Annotated in this window: 15 protein-coding genes; 3 read left to right on the forward strand and 12 right to left on the reverse strand. The window is 69.7% G+C overall.

All coding sequences use genetic code 11. From position 1 onward, the window contains the following. From I6J71_RS44865 to I6J71_RS44875, 3 genes are read right to left on the reverse strand one after another with little or no spacing between them, the layout of a single operon-like run. A complete protein-coding gene (locus I6J71_RS44865; RefSeq protein WP_204092405.1) occupies positions 1–651 on the reverse strand; it encodes a response regulator transcription factor in 651 nt (216 codons plus the stop codon). Further along, complete coding sequence (gene macS, locus I6J71_RS44870; RefSeq protein ID WP_204092406.1) at positions 648–1796, reverse strand: MacS family sensor histidine kinase; 1149 nt, start codon at positions 1794–1796, stop codon at positions 648–650. The genes I6J71_RS44865 and macS overlap by 4 nt, the downstream gene beginning before the upstream one ends. Further along, positions 1765–2991 (reverse strand): AI-2E family transporter, encoded by a 1227-nt coding sequence (locus tag I6J71_RS44875; protein WP_204092407.1) that lies wholly within the window; start codon positions 2989–2991, stop codon positions 1765–1767. The genes macS and I6J71_RS44875 overlap by 32 nt, the downstream gene beginning before the upstream one ends. 327 nt (positions 2992–3318) lie before the next feature. Between I6J71_RS44875 and I6J71_RS44880 the strand changes: the two genes are divergently transcribed. Together I6J71_RS44880 and I6J71_RS44885 are read left to right on the forward strand one after the other, a co-directional pair. Further along, entirely contained in the window at positions 3319–4395 is a 1077-nt protein-coding gene (locus tag I6J71_RS44880) for a hypothetical protein (protein ID WP_204092408.1), read from the forward strand. A gap of 214 nt (positions 4396–4609) precedes the next feature. Next, positions 4610–7723, forward strand: coding sequence for a PE-PGRS family protein (locus tag I6J71_RS44885; RefSeq protein WP_204092409.1), 3114 nt, complete (start codon positions 4610–4612; stop codon positions 7721–7723). A gap of 64 nt (positions 7724–7787) precedes the next feature. Here the strand turns inward: I6J71_RS44885 and I6J71_RS44890 are convergent, their stop codons facing one another. Continuing rightward, the gene (locus tag I6J71_RS44890) at positions 7788–8564 is read right to left on the reverse strand and encodes a dioxygenase (RefSeq protein WP_204092410.1); all 777 of its coding nucleotides are present in this window, start codon (positions 8562–8564) and stop codon (positions 7788–7790) included. Between the two features lie 183 nt (positions 8565–8747). Continuing rightward, complete coding sequence (locus I6J71_RS44895) at positions 8748–8993, reverse strand: hypothetical protein (RefSeq protein WP_239154271.1); 246 nt, start codon at positions 8991–8993, stop codon at positions 8748–8750. Between the two features lie 69 nt (positions 8994–9062). Between I6J71_RS44895 and I6J71_RS44900 the strand changes: the two genes are divergently transcribed. After that, on the forward strand, positions 9063–9518 hold the full coding sequence (locus I6J71_RS44900) for a MarR family winged helix-turn-helix transcriptional regulator (RefSeq protein WP_204092411.1): 456 nt from the start codon (positions 9063–9065) through the stop codon (positions 9516–9518). A gap of 452 nt (positions 9519–9970) precedes the next feature. Here the strand turns inward: I6J71_RS44900 and I6J71_RS51555 are convergent, their stop codons facing one another. The 7 genes from I6J71_RS51555 to rplI form a co-directional block, all read right to left on the reverse strand. Beyond that, positions 9971–10216 (reverse strand): GNAT family N-acetyltransferase, encoded by a 246-nt coding sequence (locus tag I6J71_RS51555; RefSeq protein ID WP_204092412.1) that lies wholly within the window; start codon positions 10214–10216, stop codon positions 9971–9973. Positions 10217–10387: 171 nt separating this feature from the next. After that, positions 10388–11794, reverse strand: a complete 1407-nt coding sequence (dnaB, locus tag I6J71_RS44910; protein ID WP_204092413.1) for a replicative DNA helicase — start codon at positions 11792–11794, stop codon at positions 10388–10390. Between the two features lie 708 nt (positions 11795–12502). Then, positions 12503–13321: an ESX secretion-associated protein EspG gene (locus I6J71_RS44915; RefSeq protein ID WP_204092414.1), complete on the reverse strand. Its 819-nt coding sequence runs from the start codon at positions 13319–13321 to the stop codon at positions 12503–12505. Next, positions 13318–14697, reverse strand: a complete 1380-nt coding sequence (locus tag I6J71_RS44920) for a DUF1269 domain-containing protein (protein WP_204092415.1) — start codon at positions 14695–14697, stop codon at positions 13318–13320. Before I6J71_RS44920 ends, I6J71_RS44915 begins: the two co-directional genes overlap by 4 nt. Positions 14698–14739: 42 nt before the next feature. Further along, a complete protein-coding gene (locus I6J71_RS44925; protein ID WP_239154272.1) occupies positions 14740–15333 on the reverse strand; it encodes a DUF3558 domain-containing protein in 594 nt (197 codons plus the stop codon). 6 nt (positions 15334–15339) lie between these two features. Beyond that, positions 15340–15699, reverse strand: coding sequence for a hypothetical protein (locus I6J71_RS44930; protein ID WP_239154273.1), 360 nt, complete (start codon positions 15697–15699; stop codon positions 15340–15342). Between the two features lie 261 nt (positions 15700–15960). Continuing rightward, positions 15961–16422, reverse strand: coding sequence for a 50S ribosomal protein L9 (gene rplI, locus I6J71_RS44935; RefSeq protein WP_204092416.1), 462 nt, complete (start codon positions 16420–16422; stop codon positions 15961–15963). Between the last annotated feature and the right edge of the window lie 2 nt (positions 16423–16424).

A 16424-nucleotide genomic window follows, 5' to 3' on the forward strand; every position in this document is an offset into this window, starting at 1 on the left:
TCAGTCCTCGTAGAGGCCGTGTTCGATGGCGTAGCGGGCCAGTTCGACCCGGTTGTGCAACTGGAGCTTGCGCAACGTCGACTGCACGTGGTTCTCCACCGTCCGGTGTGACAACACGAGCCGTTCCGCGATCTGGCGGGCGGTGAGTCCTTTCGCGACGAGGCGCAGCACGTCGGTCTCGCGTTCCGTCAGCCGCGGCGGCGACGGCTCGTCGGACGACGGCGTGTCGGCCATGCGCCGGTATTCGCCGAGCACGAGGCCAGCCAGGCCGGCCGTGAACACGGGGTCGCCTTCGGCGGTGCGGTGGACGGCGTCCACGAGCTCCGCGACGGAGGCCGACTTGACCAAGTAGCCCGAAGCGCCCGCCTTCACCGCTTCCAGCACGTCCGAGTGCTCGCCGGACGCCGACAGCACCAGCACCCGCGTGTCCGGCAGCTCCGTGGTGATCTCGCGCGTCGCCTCGACGCCGGAGGTGCCGTCGAGGTTGAGGTCCATCAGCACCACGTCCGGGCGGACCGTGCGCGCGATGCGGACGGCCGCGGGCGCGTCGGGTGCGGTGGCGCGCACGTCGAAGCCGTTCTCGCCCAGGTCGCGGGCCACGCCGTCGCGCCAGATGGGGTGGTCGTCGACCACCATCACGGAAATCGTCATCGCCCGTCCCTCGTCGTGCTCGGCACCCGCACCTCCCACTCCGTGCCGCGGCCCGGAGCGCTGTCCAGGGTCGCGGTCCCGCCGAGATCGCGCACCCGGCCCTTGATCGACTCCACCACACCCAGGTGGCCCTCCGCCGCCGCGCGTTCGAGGCGGCCTTCGGGGATCCCGGGGCCGTCGTCGCGGACGCTCACCACGATCTGTTCACCCAGGTCCTCCAGCAGCACCCACGCGTGGGCATCGGGGCCGGCGTGCTTCTCCACATTGGACAGTGCTTCGCGCGTCACCGCCACCAGTTCCGCCGTCACGTGCGCCGGCAGGTCCACGGTGCCCGCGGGCGTCGCGACCTGAACCGACGACGTGGCCAGCAGCTGGAGCGCCGACCGCAAGTCCGTCGTGCCGGCGGTGCCGGCCCACGTCGGTTCGGTCGTCACCAAGGCTCGCAACGCGATTTCCTGCTCACCGGCCAGCTTCGCGAGTTCGGCCGCTTCCCCGCCGACCTCGATGCCGCGCCGGCGCACGCGCGCGAGCACCTGCAGCACGCTGTCGTGGATCGAGCGCGCGAGCCGTTCCCGTTCCGCCGTCGCGGCTTCCGTGCGCAACGCCTTCGCAAGCGCTTCCGCCGAGCGCCGCGCGGTCGTGGCCGCCATGCCGATCAGCAGGCTGCTGGCGCAGAGCAGCACGCCGTCGCGGAACACGTCGAGGTCCAGCCGTTCGCGCGCGACGCCGGTGCCGATCGCGACGACCAGCCCTGCCACCACTCCGGCGCCCGCGCCGAAGCGCGTCGCGGCCGCGAGCGGTCCCACCGCGGCCCACACGGTGGTGATGAGCGGCGCCGCTTCGGCGTACTGGACATCGGACAGGATGAACGGCGACGTCAGCATCAACCCGGTCGTCACCACGACGTCGAGCACCACGAGCCAGCGCCAGCGGCAGCCTTCGCGCGCGTACGCGATTCCCGTGACGAGCGTCCACCCGCCCATCACCCCCACGACCGTCCACGCGAGCCACTCCCGCTGGAACTCACCGCGGTGCGCGATCACCACACCGAGCGCGAACAGCCAGGTGACCACACGCAGCAGCACGACGCCGCGCCACAGCGGCGTCGCCGGGTCACTTGGTGTCGTTGTCGTCGTCGTCCTCATCGCCCCGCGTCGCCACTTCGGCTTCGTCCGAGCCCGGTTCGGCGTCGTTCGGTTGCGCCGCTTGGTCGTGGAGCACGTCCACGGACTCGGGATCGGGGTCGTGCTCGTGCAGCAGCGACCGGATGCCCGCGTTGAGCACGGCCAGCAGCGGCACGGACAGCAGCGCGCCGGCGATGCCCGCCGCGACCAGGCCGGTGGCGATCGCGAGCACCACGGCCAGCGGGTGCAGCCGCACCGCGCGGCCGAGCAGGAGCGGCTGCAGCACGTGGCTCTCCAGCTGCATCACGCCGATCACGATCGCCAGCACGATCACCGCAGCGATGAACCCCTTGGTCACCAAGGCGATCAGCACCGCGACGCCGCCGGCGATCACCGCACCGATGATCGGGATGAACGCGCCGAGGAACACCAGCGTCGCCAGAGGGATCACCAGCGGCACCCCGACGATCCACAACCCGATGCCGATGCCGACCGCGTCGACGACGGCGACCGCGGCCGTCGCTCGGATGTAGCTGACGAGCGACGCGAAACCGCGGCGGCCGGCGACGTCCACGCGCTTGCGCACGCGCGTCGGGATACCGCGCACCAGGAACGACCAGATCTGGTTGCCCCCGGCCAGGAAGAAGATCGTGACGAACAGCGTCAGCACGAACCCGGTGAGGATCTCGCCGACGGTGCTCGCCGTCGTCAGCGCCGTGTTGGTCAGCGACGCCTGGTTGTTCTGGATGAAGCCGATCGCCTGGTCCAGGAAGGCCTGGATCTGTTCCTGGCGCAGGTGGATCGGGCCGTTGATGAGCCAGTTGCGGATCTGGTTGAGGCTGTTGTTCAGCTGTTGCTGCAGTTGCGGCAGGCCGCTCGAGAACTGCGTGATGACGAAGGTGAGCAACCCGCCGAGCACGGCCAGCCCGGCGATCAGCACCAGCGCCGTCGCGAGCCCGCGGGGGAAGCGGATCTGCACCAGCTTTTCCACGGCGGGCGCGAGCAGCGCCGAGAGCAGCAGGGCGATGGACACCGGGATGACGACCGCGGACAGGTAGCCGAGCAGCCACAGCACGGCGTACAGCGCGGCGATCACCACGATGAAGCGCCAGGCCAGGGCCGCGGAAACCCGCAGTCCGCGGGGGATCAGGTTCGTGACGTCGGTGTTTTCGGCGAGGAACGGTGGCTCGCGCCGTCCACGTGCTGGCTGGCTCACTCCGCCACCGTATCGGTCCGCCCCGTCTTTCCGGGCGAATCGCCGCGACGCGAGGGGTCGCACGTCCCCGTGGTTCGCCCGAAGTGGCGCTTGACAGCCGGTGGTGGAGCGACCGCGCGGTAACCCCGTGTTGCCAGTGGGGATCACGCTTCGTGAGCTCCGGGCACACACTGTGTTGTTCACACGATGGTGGCATCAAGGCGTGTCAAGGGTGCGTGACGGGTGTGGCTGCTGGTTTTCTCGGTTTCGCACCGGCGAGTCAGGACGCAATTTCCGCGTTCGAGAAAGCCGAAACCCGAAAGCATTTCGAGATCAGGAGAAGCGCGAGTGACGAACGCTGCGGCGCACGAAAGGCGGAACGCGAAACGCGTCGGCCGCCTCGCGTCGCGCGCGCTGTTCGTCTTCGGCGGCGCGGTCGCCGCGACCGCCGCCGCGTGGCTCGTCTCGTCCCCCACCGCTTCGGCGGACACGGTTCAGCACGGCTCGGTTCAGGCCGGTGGGGTCACCGCGAGCGTCACGCCGGTCACCGACGCGACGGTCGCGAACCTCGGTGACGTCACGCGCGGCGTCTCGCAGTTCGCCGGCAACGTGGCCGGTACCGCCGCGAGCGCCGGGCAGGACGTTTCCGCGTGCGAGCAGGACGCCACCATGTGGTCCGAGCCGGGACACGACCGGCCGATCTGCTCGCTCGACCCGCGCGACCACATCGGTGGCCCGCACCGCGACCAGGTGGGCACGACCGTCGACCACGAGGTGTCCGGGCGCGTCAGCGACGCCGTCACCGACCTCGGCGAGGACGCGATCCTGCACCCGGCGCAGCGGACCCTCGGCGCGGTCGAGCACCTCGCCCGCAAGCCCGAGGACACGCGCCGCGTGCTCGACGAGGCCACGGCTCCGTCGCCCGCGGCGCAGGACTTCGGCCGCAAGGTGTGGGACCTGCTCGACCCGAGCCACACCGGCGCACTCGTCGGCCTGCCGGAGCTCCCGGACTCGCCGCTCGAACCGGCCGCTCCGGTCTCCGCCGCCACCGGGGCCACCGGCAACGCGGAGCAGAACCTTGGCGCCGCAGCGGTTTCCACCTCCGACGCGCTGCGGGCGATCTTCGAGCGCTCCGCCCACGAGGACCTGAATTCGGCCGGCAGCACGGGTGCGCCGTCGCGCGACGACCACCGCAACCTGCCGGACCCGTTCTCCCCGGCGCAGCTCCCGAGCGCGCCGCCCTCCATCCCGAATGTCCCCGGCGGCGGCAGCACCGCCCCCGGTGGTCACCTCGACGGCCTCAACTTCGGTGTGCCCGCGTGGGTCACCGCTGCCGTCGACAACGCCGTGGCGGGTTCGACCCGTGCCGGTGTGCGGCACACGCCGCTGAACACGGGCGAGCAGCCCGGCGTCACTCCTGACTGATCCACCCCACCCGCGGGGTCGCTGACGCGACAGCGAAGCCGGGCACCTTCGTGCCGGCTCGGCGTCACCGACTGAAGCCCGCGGGTTTCTCGCGTCGCGCGCTGTCCGCGCACGCACTGCACCACCCTCTGGTGCGCCTTTCCCGCCTCGGAACAAGCGAAAAGCGCACCTCCACAAGCCCGCAAGGGAACCCGAAATGAAGGAGAAAAACCCCATGCAGACCTGGGCAAAGCGCGGACTCCAGACCGCGTTGGTCACGGGTGGGTTGTTGATGCTGGGCACCGGCATCGCTTCGGCCGACGAGAACGTCAACCCTGACACCCCGGCCTCCCCTCTCGACCTCAACGTCACCGTGCCGATTCAGGCGGACAACAACGCCATCGGCACCCCGCTCGGGCAGGTTGACGTCCCTGGTTACCAGGGCGAGGTCAGCACCAAGCCCGTCACCTCCGCTGTGAAGGACGCGCTCGCTTCGGCGAAGTCGCCCGGCGGTGCGGCGAGCAAACTGACGGGCAGCCTGCCGAAGGCCGACGCGCCGCGGCAGCTGACGCCGACCCACGACGCCCTCAAGGGCAACAAGGTCTCGGGTGACCTGGTCGTGCCGATCCAGATCGTCGACAACGCCGTGGGCGTGCTCGGCGACGCGAAGGTCGATGGCAAGTCGCACGACCAGACGTACTCGCACAACCAGGACATCGCGACCTCCGGTGAGAACTCCGGGCTCGCGGGCAACGTCGTCGCCCTCGACTGGGCGCTCCCCGTGCAGCTCGCCGGCAACGGCGTCGGCGTCGCCGGCGGCAGCGGCGCGGTGCACGGCGGCTCGGCCAGCCAGAGCGCCACCGAAACCGGCAACATCGACACCAACGGCAAGGGCTCCGGCCTGTCCGGCAACGTCGTCGCCGGCCAGTTCGCCACCCCGGTGCAGGTGACCGGCAACGCCGCCTCGTGGATCCTGGGCAACGCGTACAGCGAATACACCGCCGACTCCTCGGCCACCTCGGGCGGCTCCATGCTGACCGACGGCGAGGGCGGCGCGGGTACCGGCAACGTGGTGGGCGCGCCCATCGCCCTGCCGGTGAAGTTCAACGGCAACGCCGGTGGCGCGTGGGGCTCGGACGCGGACACGAAGTCCAACTCCTCGGCCGACGCCAAGGCGGGCGACGAGCGGCCGGGCAGCCTCGGCATCCCGACCTACGCCGAGACCAACGGCGACAAGTCGTTCCTGGGCGGCAACGCCGCGGCGGCTCAGCTGAGCCCGATCGCGAACGTCGCGAGCGTCGCGGCGTCCTGGATCGGCAACGCCTCCACAGGTGGCGCGCTCGACCGCGAGGCCGGCGGCTCGACCTCCAGCACGGTCGACTCGGGCGGCTTCATCAAGACCTCCGCCGAGAAGTCGGCCGGCGCCGGCAACGTGGTGGACCCGGCCGTGGCCCTGCCCGTCGACGTCTGCGGCGTGGGCGGCACGTACATCGGCAACTCGCACGCTGCGTGCGACAACACCGTCGACGCCAACGCCGGCGACGGCAGCTACACCCGCGGCAACGACGGGTTCCTGGGCGCCAACATCGTCAACACCCAGGTCGCGGGTGCGCCCGAGGTCTACGGCATCGGCGGCAGCCACATCGGCAACGCGTCCGGCACCGCGACCGAGGACAAGGTCGTCACCGCCGGCGGTTACGACGGCAGCCAGGGCACCAATTCGTCGGGCTCGGGCAACATCGTCCAGGTCCCGGTGGGCGTGCCCGCCGAGGTCTTCGGCGTCGGTGGCTCGTTCATCGGCCAGGGCTCGGCCCAGGCCGACGAGACCAAGGTCGTCCAGGGCGGCGGCGGCGGCAACACCGCAGACGACAACGGCTTCCTGAGCTCGAACCTCGGCACCGTCCCGGTGTCGACCCCGGTGCAGGTCTTCGGCATCGGCGGCGCGTTCGTGGGTCAGGGCCACGGCAACGCCAGCACCGACACCACGTCGGGCGCCGGCTGGGACGTCAACGCGACCGGCAAGAAGGGTGCGGGCGCGGGCAACATCGTCGAGGCCCCGGTCTCGCTGCCCGCGCAGGTCCACGGCATCGGCGGTGCGCTGGCCGGCATCGGCACCGGGCAGGCCGACAACCTGACCGACTCGACCGCGGGCGGCAACGCCAGCTCGGACGGCCAGGAAGGCGGGCTCGCCGGCAACATCATCAAGGCGCCGGTCGCCGGCTCCGTCAGCCCCTCGGGCAGCGGTGTCGCGGGTGCGGCGCTGGGTCACGGCGGCGGCTCCAACGACGTCGCGTCGACCGCGGGCGGCTCCGCGCTGACCAACGGCGACGCGGGTGCGATCGCCGGCAACATCGTCGGCGCCGACCCGCTCGCGACCGTCCCGGTCGTGGCGGACGCCGTGTCCGCGGCGGGCGTTGCTTCGGCCAAGGGCCCGAACTCGCAGGCCGTCACCAACGCCGGTGACGACACCACGTCGGGTGTCGAGGGCTCGGTCTCGGGCAACATCCTCGACCTGCCCGTCACCGCGGTGCCGTACGTCGTGAACAACGCGGTGGCCGTGGCCGGCGTCTCGCACGCCATGGGCGACAACACCATCACCGCCACCAACGGGGGCACCCCCACCACCGACGGTGACGGCAGCGCGCTTTCCGGCTACAACTTCTACCACCACCTCCCGGTGGTGGTGCCGATCTTCGGCGTCGAGCTCCCGCTGTTCGGCACCGCGACCACGGACGGCACGGACAACACCACCGTGTCCGAGCCGTCGATCGACACGCCGCTCGGCAGCGAGCTGGCTGCCGACCAGCTGCCGGCCCTGCCGAGCATGGCCGCGCTGCCGACCCCGGGTGCGCTCCCGGGTCTGCGGGACGCCGGTGCCCTGCCGGGTCTGCCCGCGATGGCGATGCTGCCCGGTACCCAGCGCGCCGACCTGCCGGTGAGCGGCCTGTCCGCCCTGAACGAGCTCAACCAGCTCAAGGGCGCCGCCGCGCTGCCGACCGTGTCGGGTCTGGGCAACGGCGTCCACCTGCCGGGTCTGCCCGGTGGCGAGCGCGCCGACGCTCCGGCTCTGCCGCAGCTGCCGGCCCAGCTCCCGGTGAAGGCGAACCTGCCGACGCTGCAGCAGCTCCCGGCCGTCACCGCTCTCCCGGCGCTGCCGGGCGTGCCGGCCACGCTGCCGACGTCGGGTGTCCCGGCGCTGCCGACCGCGGGTGTCCCGGCTCTGCCGCAGGCGCCCGCCGTCCCGGCGCTGCCGACGGCTCAGGTGCCGGCCCTGGCGGGCATGGACTCGTCGCCGCTGGGCGCGATCCAGAAGCTGGCCGCCAAGGTGACGGGCATGTTCAAGAAGTGAGCTGAACACAAGCACTGAGACGGGCCCGGAAGCAGCCAGCTTCCGGGCCCGTTTTCTTTGTGCCTCAGGAGAATTCGAGCGAACGCTTCGCGAGGCCGTGCCAGAACCCGTCGATCACGGTACGGCCGGCGGTCGCGTCGGAGCTCGCACCGAGCGTGACGAACAGCGGCGCGAAGTGCTCGGTGCGCGGGTGCGCCACGGCGGCGGCGGGCGCCTTGTGCTGGAAGTCGAGCAACGCGTCGACGTCGCCGGTACGCACCACTTCATCGCCCCAGTGGTCGAACTCGGTGGACCACTGCGGCGGAGTGCCGTTGGTGCCGTCGGTTTCGCGCATGGCGCTGAGGTTGTGGGTGAAGAAACCGCTGCCGATGATCAGCACGCCCTCGTCGCGCAGCGGCGCGAGCTTGCGGCCGAGGTCGAACAGCACCCGCGGGTCGAGCGAAGGCATCGATACCTGCAGCACGGGGACGTCGGCGGCGGGGTACATCTCGACCAGCGGCACGTACGCACCGTGGTCCAGACCGCGTTCGGGCGATTCGTGCACCGGCGTTTCGGTGGAGTGCAGGAGTTTGCGGACCCGCGTCGCCAGCTCCGGCGCACCGGGCGCGGCGTACTTCACGTCGTAGAAGCGGTCGGGGAAACCCCAGAAGTCGTAGACGAGCGGGACGGTTGTGGTCGCACCGAGCGTCAGCGGCGCCTCCTCCCAGTGCGCCGAGACGACGAGGATCGCCTGGGGCTTGGGGAGGTCCGCGGACCAGCCGGCGAGCTGCCGCGTCCACGTCGCGTCGTCGGCAAGCGGCGGCGCACCGTGGCTGAGGTAGAGAACCGGGGTGCCGGCCATGATTGTCTCCAAGTGTTTGAAACTTCAACTACTACACTAGCTGACGCGCCCGGGATCGGCGATATTTCGTCAGGAGAGGTTTTCAGCCATTCGTTCGAGTGTGCGGACGGTGGTCACGTAGTCCCGCTCGTCGATGCCGTCGAGAGCCTTGGGTGCGGGAACCCGATGGGCTTTGCGCCCTTCCTAGGTGAGCTGGTTCCGGCGGAGCCGGCCGCGTCTCGCGAACTCCTCGAGGTGCGGCGCCATCGTCCCCTCTCCGGCGACAAACGGCTTCATCGCTTCGTCGACTTCCTCTGCCGTGCCGGCCCCTCGCGCGACGGCGTTGAGCACTTGCCACTGCCGGCGCGACAGGTTCAGCTCGTGCAGCCGTTGCGTGAAGGCTTGTTCGACCAGCTCGTGGTTGTGCCGCGGCCAGTAGAGGGGTTTCATGGATACTCCGTATGTCGATGCGCAACTATATGTATCTTGACATGCATTTGGCCCACGAGGAGCAACCCCATGACCGATCCGGTGGCCGACGTCGAACGCGCGATGATCGCCATCCGCCGGAGCCAGCAGCGCCGCGCCCTCACCCGCATGGCCCGCGAACGCGGCCAGGGCGCCCCCGACCCGGTGATCGAACTCCTCGACGTCGTCGAAGAGCTCGCCGACCGCGGCGAACCCGCCACCGTGACTTCCCTGGCCAGCGCCCTCGGCGTGGACCAGCCACGCGCCAGCCGCCTCGTCGCCCGCGCCGTCGACCAGGGCGACCTCCACCGCTGCGCCGACCAGGCCGACGGCCGCCGCGCCGTCCTCGCCCTCACGGACTCCGGCCGCTCCCGTCTGGACACCCTGCACACCTTCCGCCGCACGGTGTTCGCCGAAGCGATGTCCCCGTGGCCCTCCGAGGACCGCGCCGCGTTCGCCCGCTTGCTCACGAGCTTCGTCTCCAACTACGACGCGCTGGGCCGCTAGCCAGCCGGCCTGATCGCCGCGTACAACATCAGGTCGACGCGCCGCCCGCCGATTTCACGACCCCTCGCGTTCGTACCCCCGGACCTCACGGTGCGCGCGGACGCGACGTTCCACGGCTCGATGTAGAGCTCGACCCGGTACTGGTTCGGGACGGACCAGGCGAACCGTGTCAGCGCGGTGAGCGCTTGATCCCCGAGTCCGCGGTTGCCGATGAGTGAGCCGATCGGCGGCACGCACTGATCTGACGACATGTCGATGACCAGTGACCAGCGGGTTCCTTCGCTGTCTCGAGCCGGCGGCACAGCCGCTCAGTCATCAGACCGTGGCAAGTCCTCACCTCAGAGATTGAGGAGCATGAGGACTTCGTGGCGATCGTCACCGGGCGCGAGCCGGAGGGCTCCTGGCCAGCGGCCGATTTTCTGCTACCCCAGCCGGCCGTAGAAGATTTTTTGCTACCCCAGCCGGCCGTAGAAGGTCTCCAGCCCCTCCCCGGCACGTAGTGCCAGATGCAGTTGCTCAAGACCCATGTCATCTCGGGCGATGGCGCGAGCTCCGCTCAACAAGGCGCTGCCGATGCCCTGACCGCGCCTGCTGGTGCGGGTTTGAACGTGGTGGAGCGTTTCCCAGTGAGCAACGAGCGGGACGGTGCTGTGGCGTATGGTGAGCCAGCCCACCAGCTCGTCCCCGTCCAGAGCCATCAGGAGGCGGCAGGTCCCAGGGGCAAGGCACTCGAGGAGGGCGTCGAGAACGGGGCCCGCGTCTCGTTCGTCGATGGGCAGATTCGGAAACCCGGCTGCGCCGCCGGTCTCGGTGACGTCTGCGCCGTGGTCGCCTGTGCGAAGCAGCGCGAGTCGGAAGGCATGCCACCGTCAGTCGTGGGCGAGGTCGGCGAAGCGGCTGTAGTGGAGCTGGTGCGCGACGACGATGGTGCTCGTCGGGCCGGCGCGGTGCTTCGCGAGGATCAGGTCGGCTTCGCCGGCGCGGGGGTCGTCGCGTTCCCAGGCGTCCGGGCGGTTGATGAGGATGACGATGTCGGCGTCCTGCTCCAGGGAGCCGGACTCACGGAGGTCCGAGAGCATCGGCTTCTTGTCCGTGCGCTGTTCGGGACCTCGGTTCAGCTGGGAGATCGCGATGACCGGCACTTCGATCTCCTTCGCCAGCAGCTTGAGCTGACGCGAGAACTCCGAAACCTCCTGCTGCCGCGACTCGACGCGCTTGCCGGACGTCATCAGCTGGAGGTAGTCGACGACCACGAGCTTCAGGTCGTGGCGCTGCTTGAGCCGGCGGGCCTTCGCGCGGATCTCCATCATCGTCATGTTCGGCGAGTCGTCGACGAACAGCGGAGCTTCCGATACTTCACTCATCCGGCGCGCGAGCCGGGTCCAGTCGTCGTCGGACATCTTGCCGCCGCGCATGTCGGCGAGGCGGATCTTGGCCTCGGCCGAGAGCATGCGCATCACGATCTCGGTGCGGCTCATCTCCAGCGAGAAGATGACGCTGGTCAGGCCGTGCTTGATGGACGCCGAGCGGACGAAGTCCAGGCCCAGCGTCGATTTGCCGACACCAGGGCGGGCGGCGACGATGATCATCTGGCCGGGGTGCAGGCCGTTGGTGAGCTCGTCGAAGTCGGCGAAGCCCGTCGGGATGCCCTGCGACTGGCCACCGCGTGACGCGATCGCGTCGATCTCGTCCATGGTCGGCTGCAGCAGGTCCTCGAGGGCGACGTAGTCCTCGCTCGTGCGCCGCTCCGTGACGTCATAGATGGCGGCCTGCGCGCGGTCGACGACCTCGTCGATGTTCGCGCCGTCGGCGGCCGCCGCTCCGTAGCCGTACTGCACGATGCGCGTGCCCGCCTCGACGAGCCGCCGCAGCACCGCCTTCTCCGACACGATCTCGGCGTAGTAGCCGGCATTGGCGGCGGTGGGGACGGTCGCGATGAGCGTGTGCAGGTAGGGCGCCCCGCCGACGCGGCCGAGCTCACCGCGCCGCTCGAGCTCGGCCGACACCGTGATGGGGTCGGCGGGCTCCCCGCGGCCGTAGAGGTCGAGGATGCAGTCGTAGACCGCCTGGTGCGCGGGCCGGTAGAAGTCGCCGGGGCCGAGCGCTTCGATGACGTCGGCGATCGCGTCCTTCGACAGCAACATGCCGCCCAGCACCGACTGCTCCGCCGCGAGGTCCTGCGGCGGCTGGCGGTCGAACCCGCCAGGACCCGGGTCGCTCGGCCCGGGGTCGGAGTCCGCGTCGTACATCGGACCCCGGTCGTCGGTCAGCGCCACCGCCCCGGACACCTCCTCGACCGGCAGGCGAACCCGCGGTCATCCCCTCGACTGTTCACGTGCTGTGCCCGCGCGACCCGCCTGGGCGAGCAATCGTGCGAACACCTGTTCGATTATGCCGTAACTGTTCCGACATTCCCAGCCCGCCGCCGGGCCCCTGTTGATGATGGACCGGCGCTCCCTCGCCGATGACTCGCCACGCCGCGCGCCACCGTGAGTGCTGGCCGAGACGGCACGCTAGATCCCCCGGACGGACGAGCGCAATTCCGGGTGTTGACCGTCCTGTGGATAACTTGTGGACGACTGGAGGCAACCAGTCACAGGTCGCGTCACTGCTGTGGACAAGTTGGGGACAGTACTGATCGGCTTTGCTGAATCAGCAGGTCAGACCCTGTGTAGAGACTGTGGAGAACTTTGTCGGAACTCGTTCGGCGTGTCGCGCGCGGTGCGCTGTTCGGCGTGTCGCGGCAGCGGTGGGCTCGGCGTGGACGCGTGCCTGTGGATGAGTGCTACTGAGCGTAGAGGAGGTACCCGGTGGGCTGAACGAGTGCTGTCGCCCGCCGCGAACCCCGGTTTCAGTGCGCTCTGTAACCGCTGAGTGAGAACACGCTGGTAGATCCCCCGCAACACAAAACCGGGTGGGGTTCACCTGACGGCAACCTGAACGTACCGCAGTCGAAACCCCACCCGGAGTAGCGTCCGGTCTTCTCAGCCCAATGCGCTCTGTGCAGTGCGTAGCCGATCGGCGATCGCCTTCGGCGTGCCCGGCGTGAACACGATGAGCGAGTCGCCGCGCCCAGGCCGCTCCTCCATCAGCCAGCGGCCCTCGCTGGTGTCGATGAAGTTGATCGGCTTCGGGATCCGCCGGCGCCGCCCGCCGTTCGGCCGCGACGCCACGTACAGCGCCCCGCCGCCGGTGCGCGGCGCCTTGAGGATCCGCTGGATCTCCTTGAGCGGGGCGAAGTCTTCGTTCCGCCCCGGCCCGCTCTGCATGATCGACCGCTGCGACACGTCCTCGGAGCCGGCCGCCCGCCCGCTCTCGAACTCGCTGCGGCTGGTCACCAGCGGCGCCCCGGAGGCGGCCCGGCCTTCGGGGATGATGTCGAGGAACGTCTGGAGCAGCAGGTCCGGGCGCTGCCGCGAGACTGTCACGGTGGGATCACCGATCACGCGCACCAGCGCGAACCCACCGCCGTTGCCGCTGCCGACGAGCGTCGCGAAGTTCGAGGGGCTGCCGTCGTCGAACGTGCCGTCGAACCACCCGTAGTACTCGATCTGCGGGTGACAGATCGATTCGACGAGCGCCAGGAGGTCGCGGTCCATGCCGCGCGGCCCCATCAACCCGAGCTCGGTGAGCACCGCGTTGACGTCCTGGTCGATCCGGCGCTCCGCGGCCGGGTCGTAGAACGTCGCCATGTCGGCGAACGTCTGGTGCGGCTCGCCGCCCCGGCGCTTGATCAGGTTGAACAGCGTCGGGGCGGTGAACTTGGTCGGTCGGTCGAGAATGATCACGTCGTCCGTCCTCATTCACCGATCACGGGCGGGGCGGTCATCTCGTCGGTGCCGAACAGCTCGTTGGCGTCCTCCTCGACGAGGTACTTCGTCTGGTGCTCCTCGTCTTCGGAGCCCTTCTGGCCCTTCGCGCCGGCGGCACCCATGCCGCCCATGCCCGACGTCCCGGGCTTGCCCGCCGCGCCGGCACCGCCGAACGCGCCACCTCGCAAGCCACCGGCACCGGCCGCACCGGAGCCCGCGCCACCGACGCCGGCCGCCGCGCCCGAAGCCGCACCACCCGCGCCGAAGCCGCCACCGAACCCGCCGGGGCCGAAGCCCGCGACGCCACCGCCGAACCCACCGCTGCCGGCACCGCCACCGCCGCCAGGCCCGAAGCCGGAGCCGCCGCCCGGCCCGAACCCGGAGCCGGGCCCGAACGTGCTCCCGTCAACCGACGACGGCGTGAAACCCTGCGCCGTCGTCGAGTCCGAACCCGGCGGGTTGAACGTGGAGTCGGTGGGGTACTGGGTGTTGAGGCCGTTGGGGTCGTTCACCCTGCCGCCGTTGATGTCCGTCGGCTTGGCGTCGAACTTGGGCATGTCACCCGGCTTGTAGCTGCCGCCTCCGCCACCACCGCCTCCGCCGCCGCCGCTGAAGCTCGGCGTGTTCGGACCACCGCCGGGCCCACCGGGGCCCTTGCCTCCGGGCGGGGTGTTGGACAGGTTGTTGCCCTGCCAAGCGCTGTACTGCGGCAGCGACTGGGCATTGGTGTTCGAGGCGTTGAAGTAGTTGGTGTACGCCTGGACGTTGGCCTTGGCGTTGTCGTTGTACTGGTTGATCTCGTCGTCTTTGTCGCTCATCGGGTTGATCCCGTCGAGGAACCCGGCGGACGGCGGATCCTTCGGCAGCGACTGCACCTTGCCCTTGACGGTGTGGAAGCATTCGACCTGGTTGCCCAGGTACATATCGCTCTTGCCGAGGTTCTGGGCCGAGTCCTGCAGCCAGATGCCGAGCGGGTGCGCCCCGGCCTGCGCGGCGGTCGCACCGCCACCCTGCCAGGCCTCGTCCATCTTCTTGTTCAGGTTGTCGATCTCGGTGACGCGGTTGCTGTGCACGTCCTTGAGCGATGCCGCAGCCTTCGCACCACCCTCGAGCGACGACGCATCGCCAGCGTGGATCTTCTGGTAGATCGTGTAGGCGTCGATCGATCGGCCACCCAGATCGGCCGATTGCTGCTGGGCCTCGGGCCCTCCGCTGAAGAGACCGACCAGGCTGCCGGCGATCGCACCTACACCAGCGCCGACCGCCGTGCCGACTCCGGGCACGACCGAGCCGATCGCGGCGCCGACGAGGGCACCGGCCGCGGCGTCCTTCATCTCCTTGCCCACAGTGTTGGCGTCATTCCCCATGATGAGCCACTCCTTCCGAGCAGAGGATCAGGCGTGCGGTGGTCACGCCGCCCCCTTGAGGTGTCCGACCATCGCGGTCGCGAACTTCTGTGCGAGCCCGCACGGGTTGTTCTTGTTGTCGCCCACGCCGATCTGCGGGATCACGGATACCGCGAGCTGATCGGTCACCCCGACCCAGAGCGTGCAGGTCCCGGACGGTCGGCCGTCCTGGATGTCGGCGAACACCCCCGGGTAGCCGTCGATCGTCACCGGCTCGAAGTACGCCGACTGGGCTTTCTGGTCGTAGATGTCGCTGATCCCGCCCTTGTTCTGCGGCAGCGGCCGGATCGCGATGGAGTTCTGGTCGCTGCGCGTCGACTTCCACGTGCACCCGGTGAGCTGGCCGGTGTCCTTCTTGCCGGGCGAAGCCAACCCGACCTGGGTGGCTTCACTCGCCGACAGCACGCTGCACGGGTCGTTCAGCAGCGCGTCGGTCGGCAGCGGCGACGGCACCTTGGGTCCCGACCCCGCGGCCTGGCTGCTCGACGGCGCGGAGGACGAGGGTGTGGTGCCGCTGCCGCTGCCGCTGTCGCAAGCCGTGAGGCAGGCCAAGGCGGCGACGGTTCCGGCGGCGACTCGAACGGTGCGGGAGATCATGCGGGGCTAGGCTCCAGACTTCAGGTTGTCACGGGCTTGCTGCTCCGTGACGGTGATCTTGTTCTTAGCCGCTTTCAGCGCAGTGACGAAGTTGTTCACGTAGTCGTGCATGCGTTGGTGCTGTTCCAGCAGAGTCTGCCCCGACGGGTTCGCGCCGCCCTTGACGAAGTCGCTGCTCGCGAACTCGTCGGCCGGTGGCTTCACGTATGCGATCGTCCTGGCGTTGTCGAGGTCGGTGTTCAGATTGTCGGCGAGGTCCTGCCACTGCTTGATGACGCCGTCGATCTCGTCTTCGCTGAACTTGTACCCGCCGCCCGAGCCGTAGCTGCCCACCATGATCGGCGGAGTCGGTGGAACTTCGGACATCGGCGTGACCCCCTTTGGCTACTTCTCGCTCCCCAAACGGCGAGATCAGCAGGTTGGATGGTAACGCACGGCGGTTGGTTCCCGCTGGGAATCGGATGACCTTGTGCGCAGGTCGGAGCCGATCTTGTCAGCCCCTCGAGCGGGTGGTTCGGGCCCGTCAGGATTCGGCTTCGAGGTGATCCACCGCGCCACGGCGGTACCTCACCCAATAGAGAAGCGCCCCCAGGGAAACCCGGGGGCGCTTCTCGTGCGAAAGAACCGTCAGTTCGAGGTCGCCTTGACTTCGAGGCGGACGTCGACCTTCACGTCGGGGTGGAGGCGGGCGTTGACGGAGTGCTTGCCGACCGTCTTGATGTGGTCGCGCAGGTCCAGGACGCGCTTGTCGAGCAGCGGGCCACCCTGGGCCTTGATCGCGTCGACGATCTCGGCGGCCGTGATGGAGCCGAAGAGCTTCTTCGAGCCCTCCGCGGCCTTGCCGGCGAGCTGGATCGGGCCGAGACCCTCGAGCGTCGCCTTGATCTCCTTGGCGTGGTCGAGGTCGCGGATGCGGCGGGACTCCTGCGCGCGCTGGATGGTGCGCACGTTCTTCTCCGCACCCTTGCTGGCCACGATCGCGTAGCCGCGGGGCAGCAGGTAGTTGCGGGCGTAGCCGTCCTTGACCTCGACGATGTCGCCGGGGCCGCCGAGGTTCGCCACGTCGGTGGTGAGAATGATCTTCGCCATGA

It is taken from the genome of Amycolatopsis sp. FDAARGOS 1241 (assembly GCF_016889705.1).
Taxonomy (GTDB): Bacteria; Actinomycetota; Actinomycetes; order Mycobacteriales; family Pseudonocardiaceae; genus Amycolatopsis.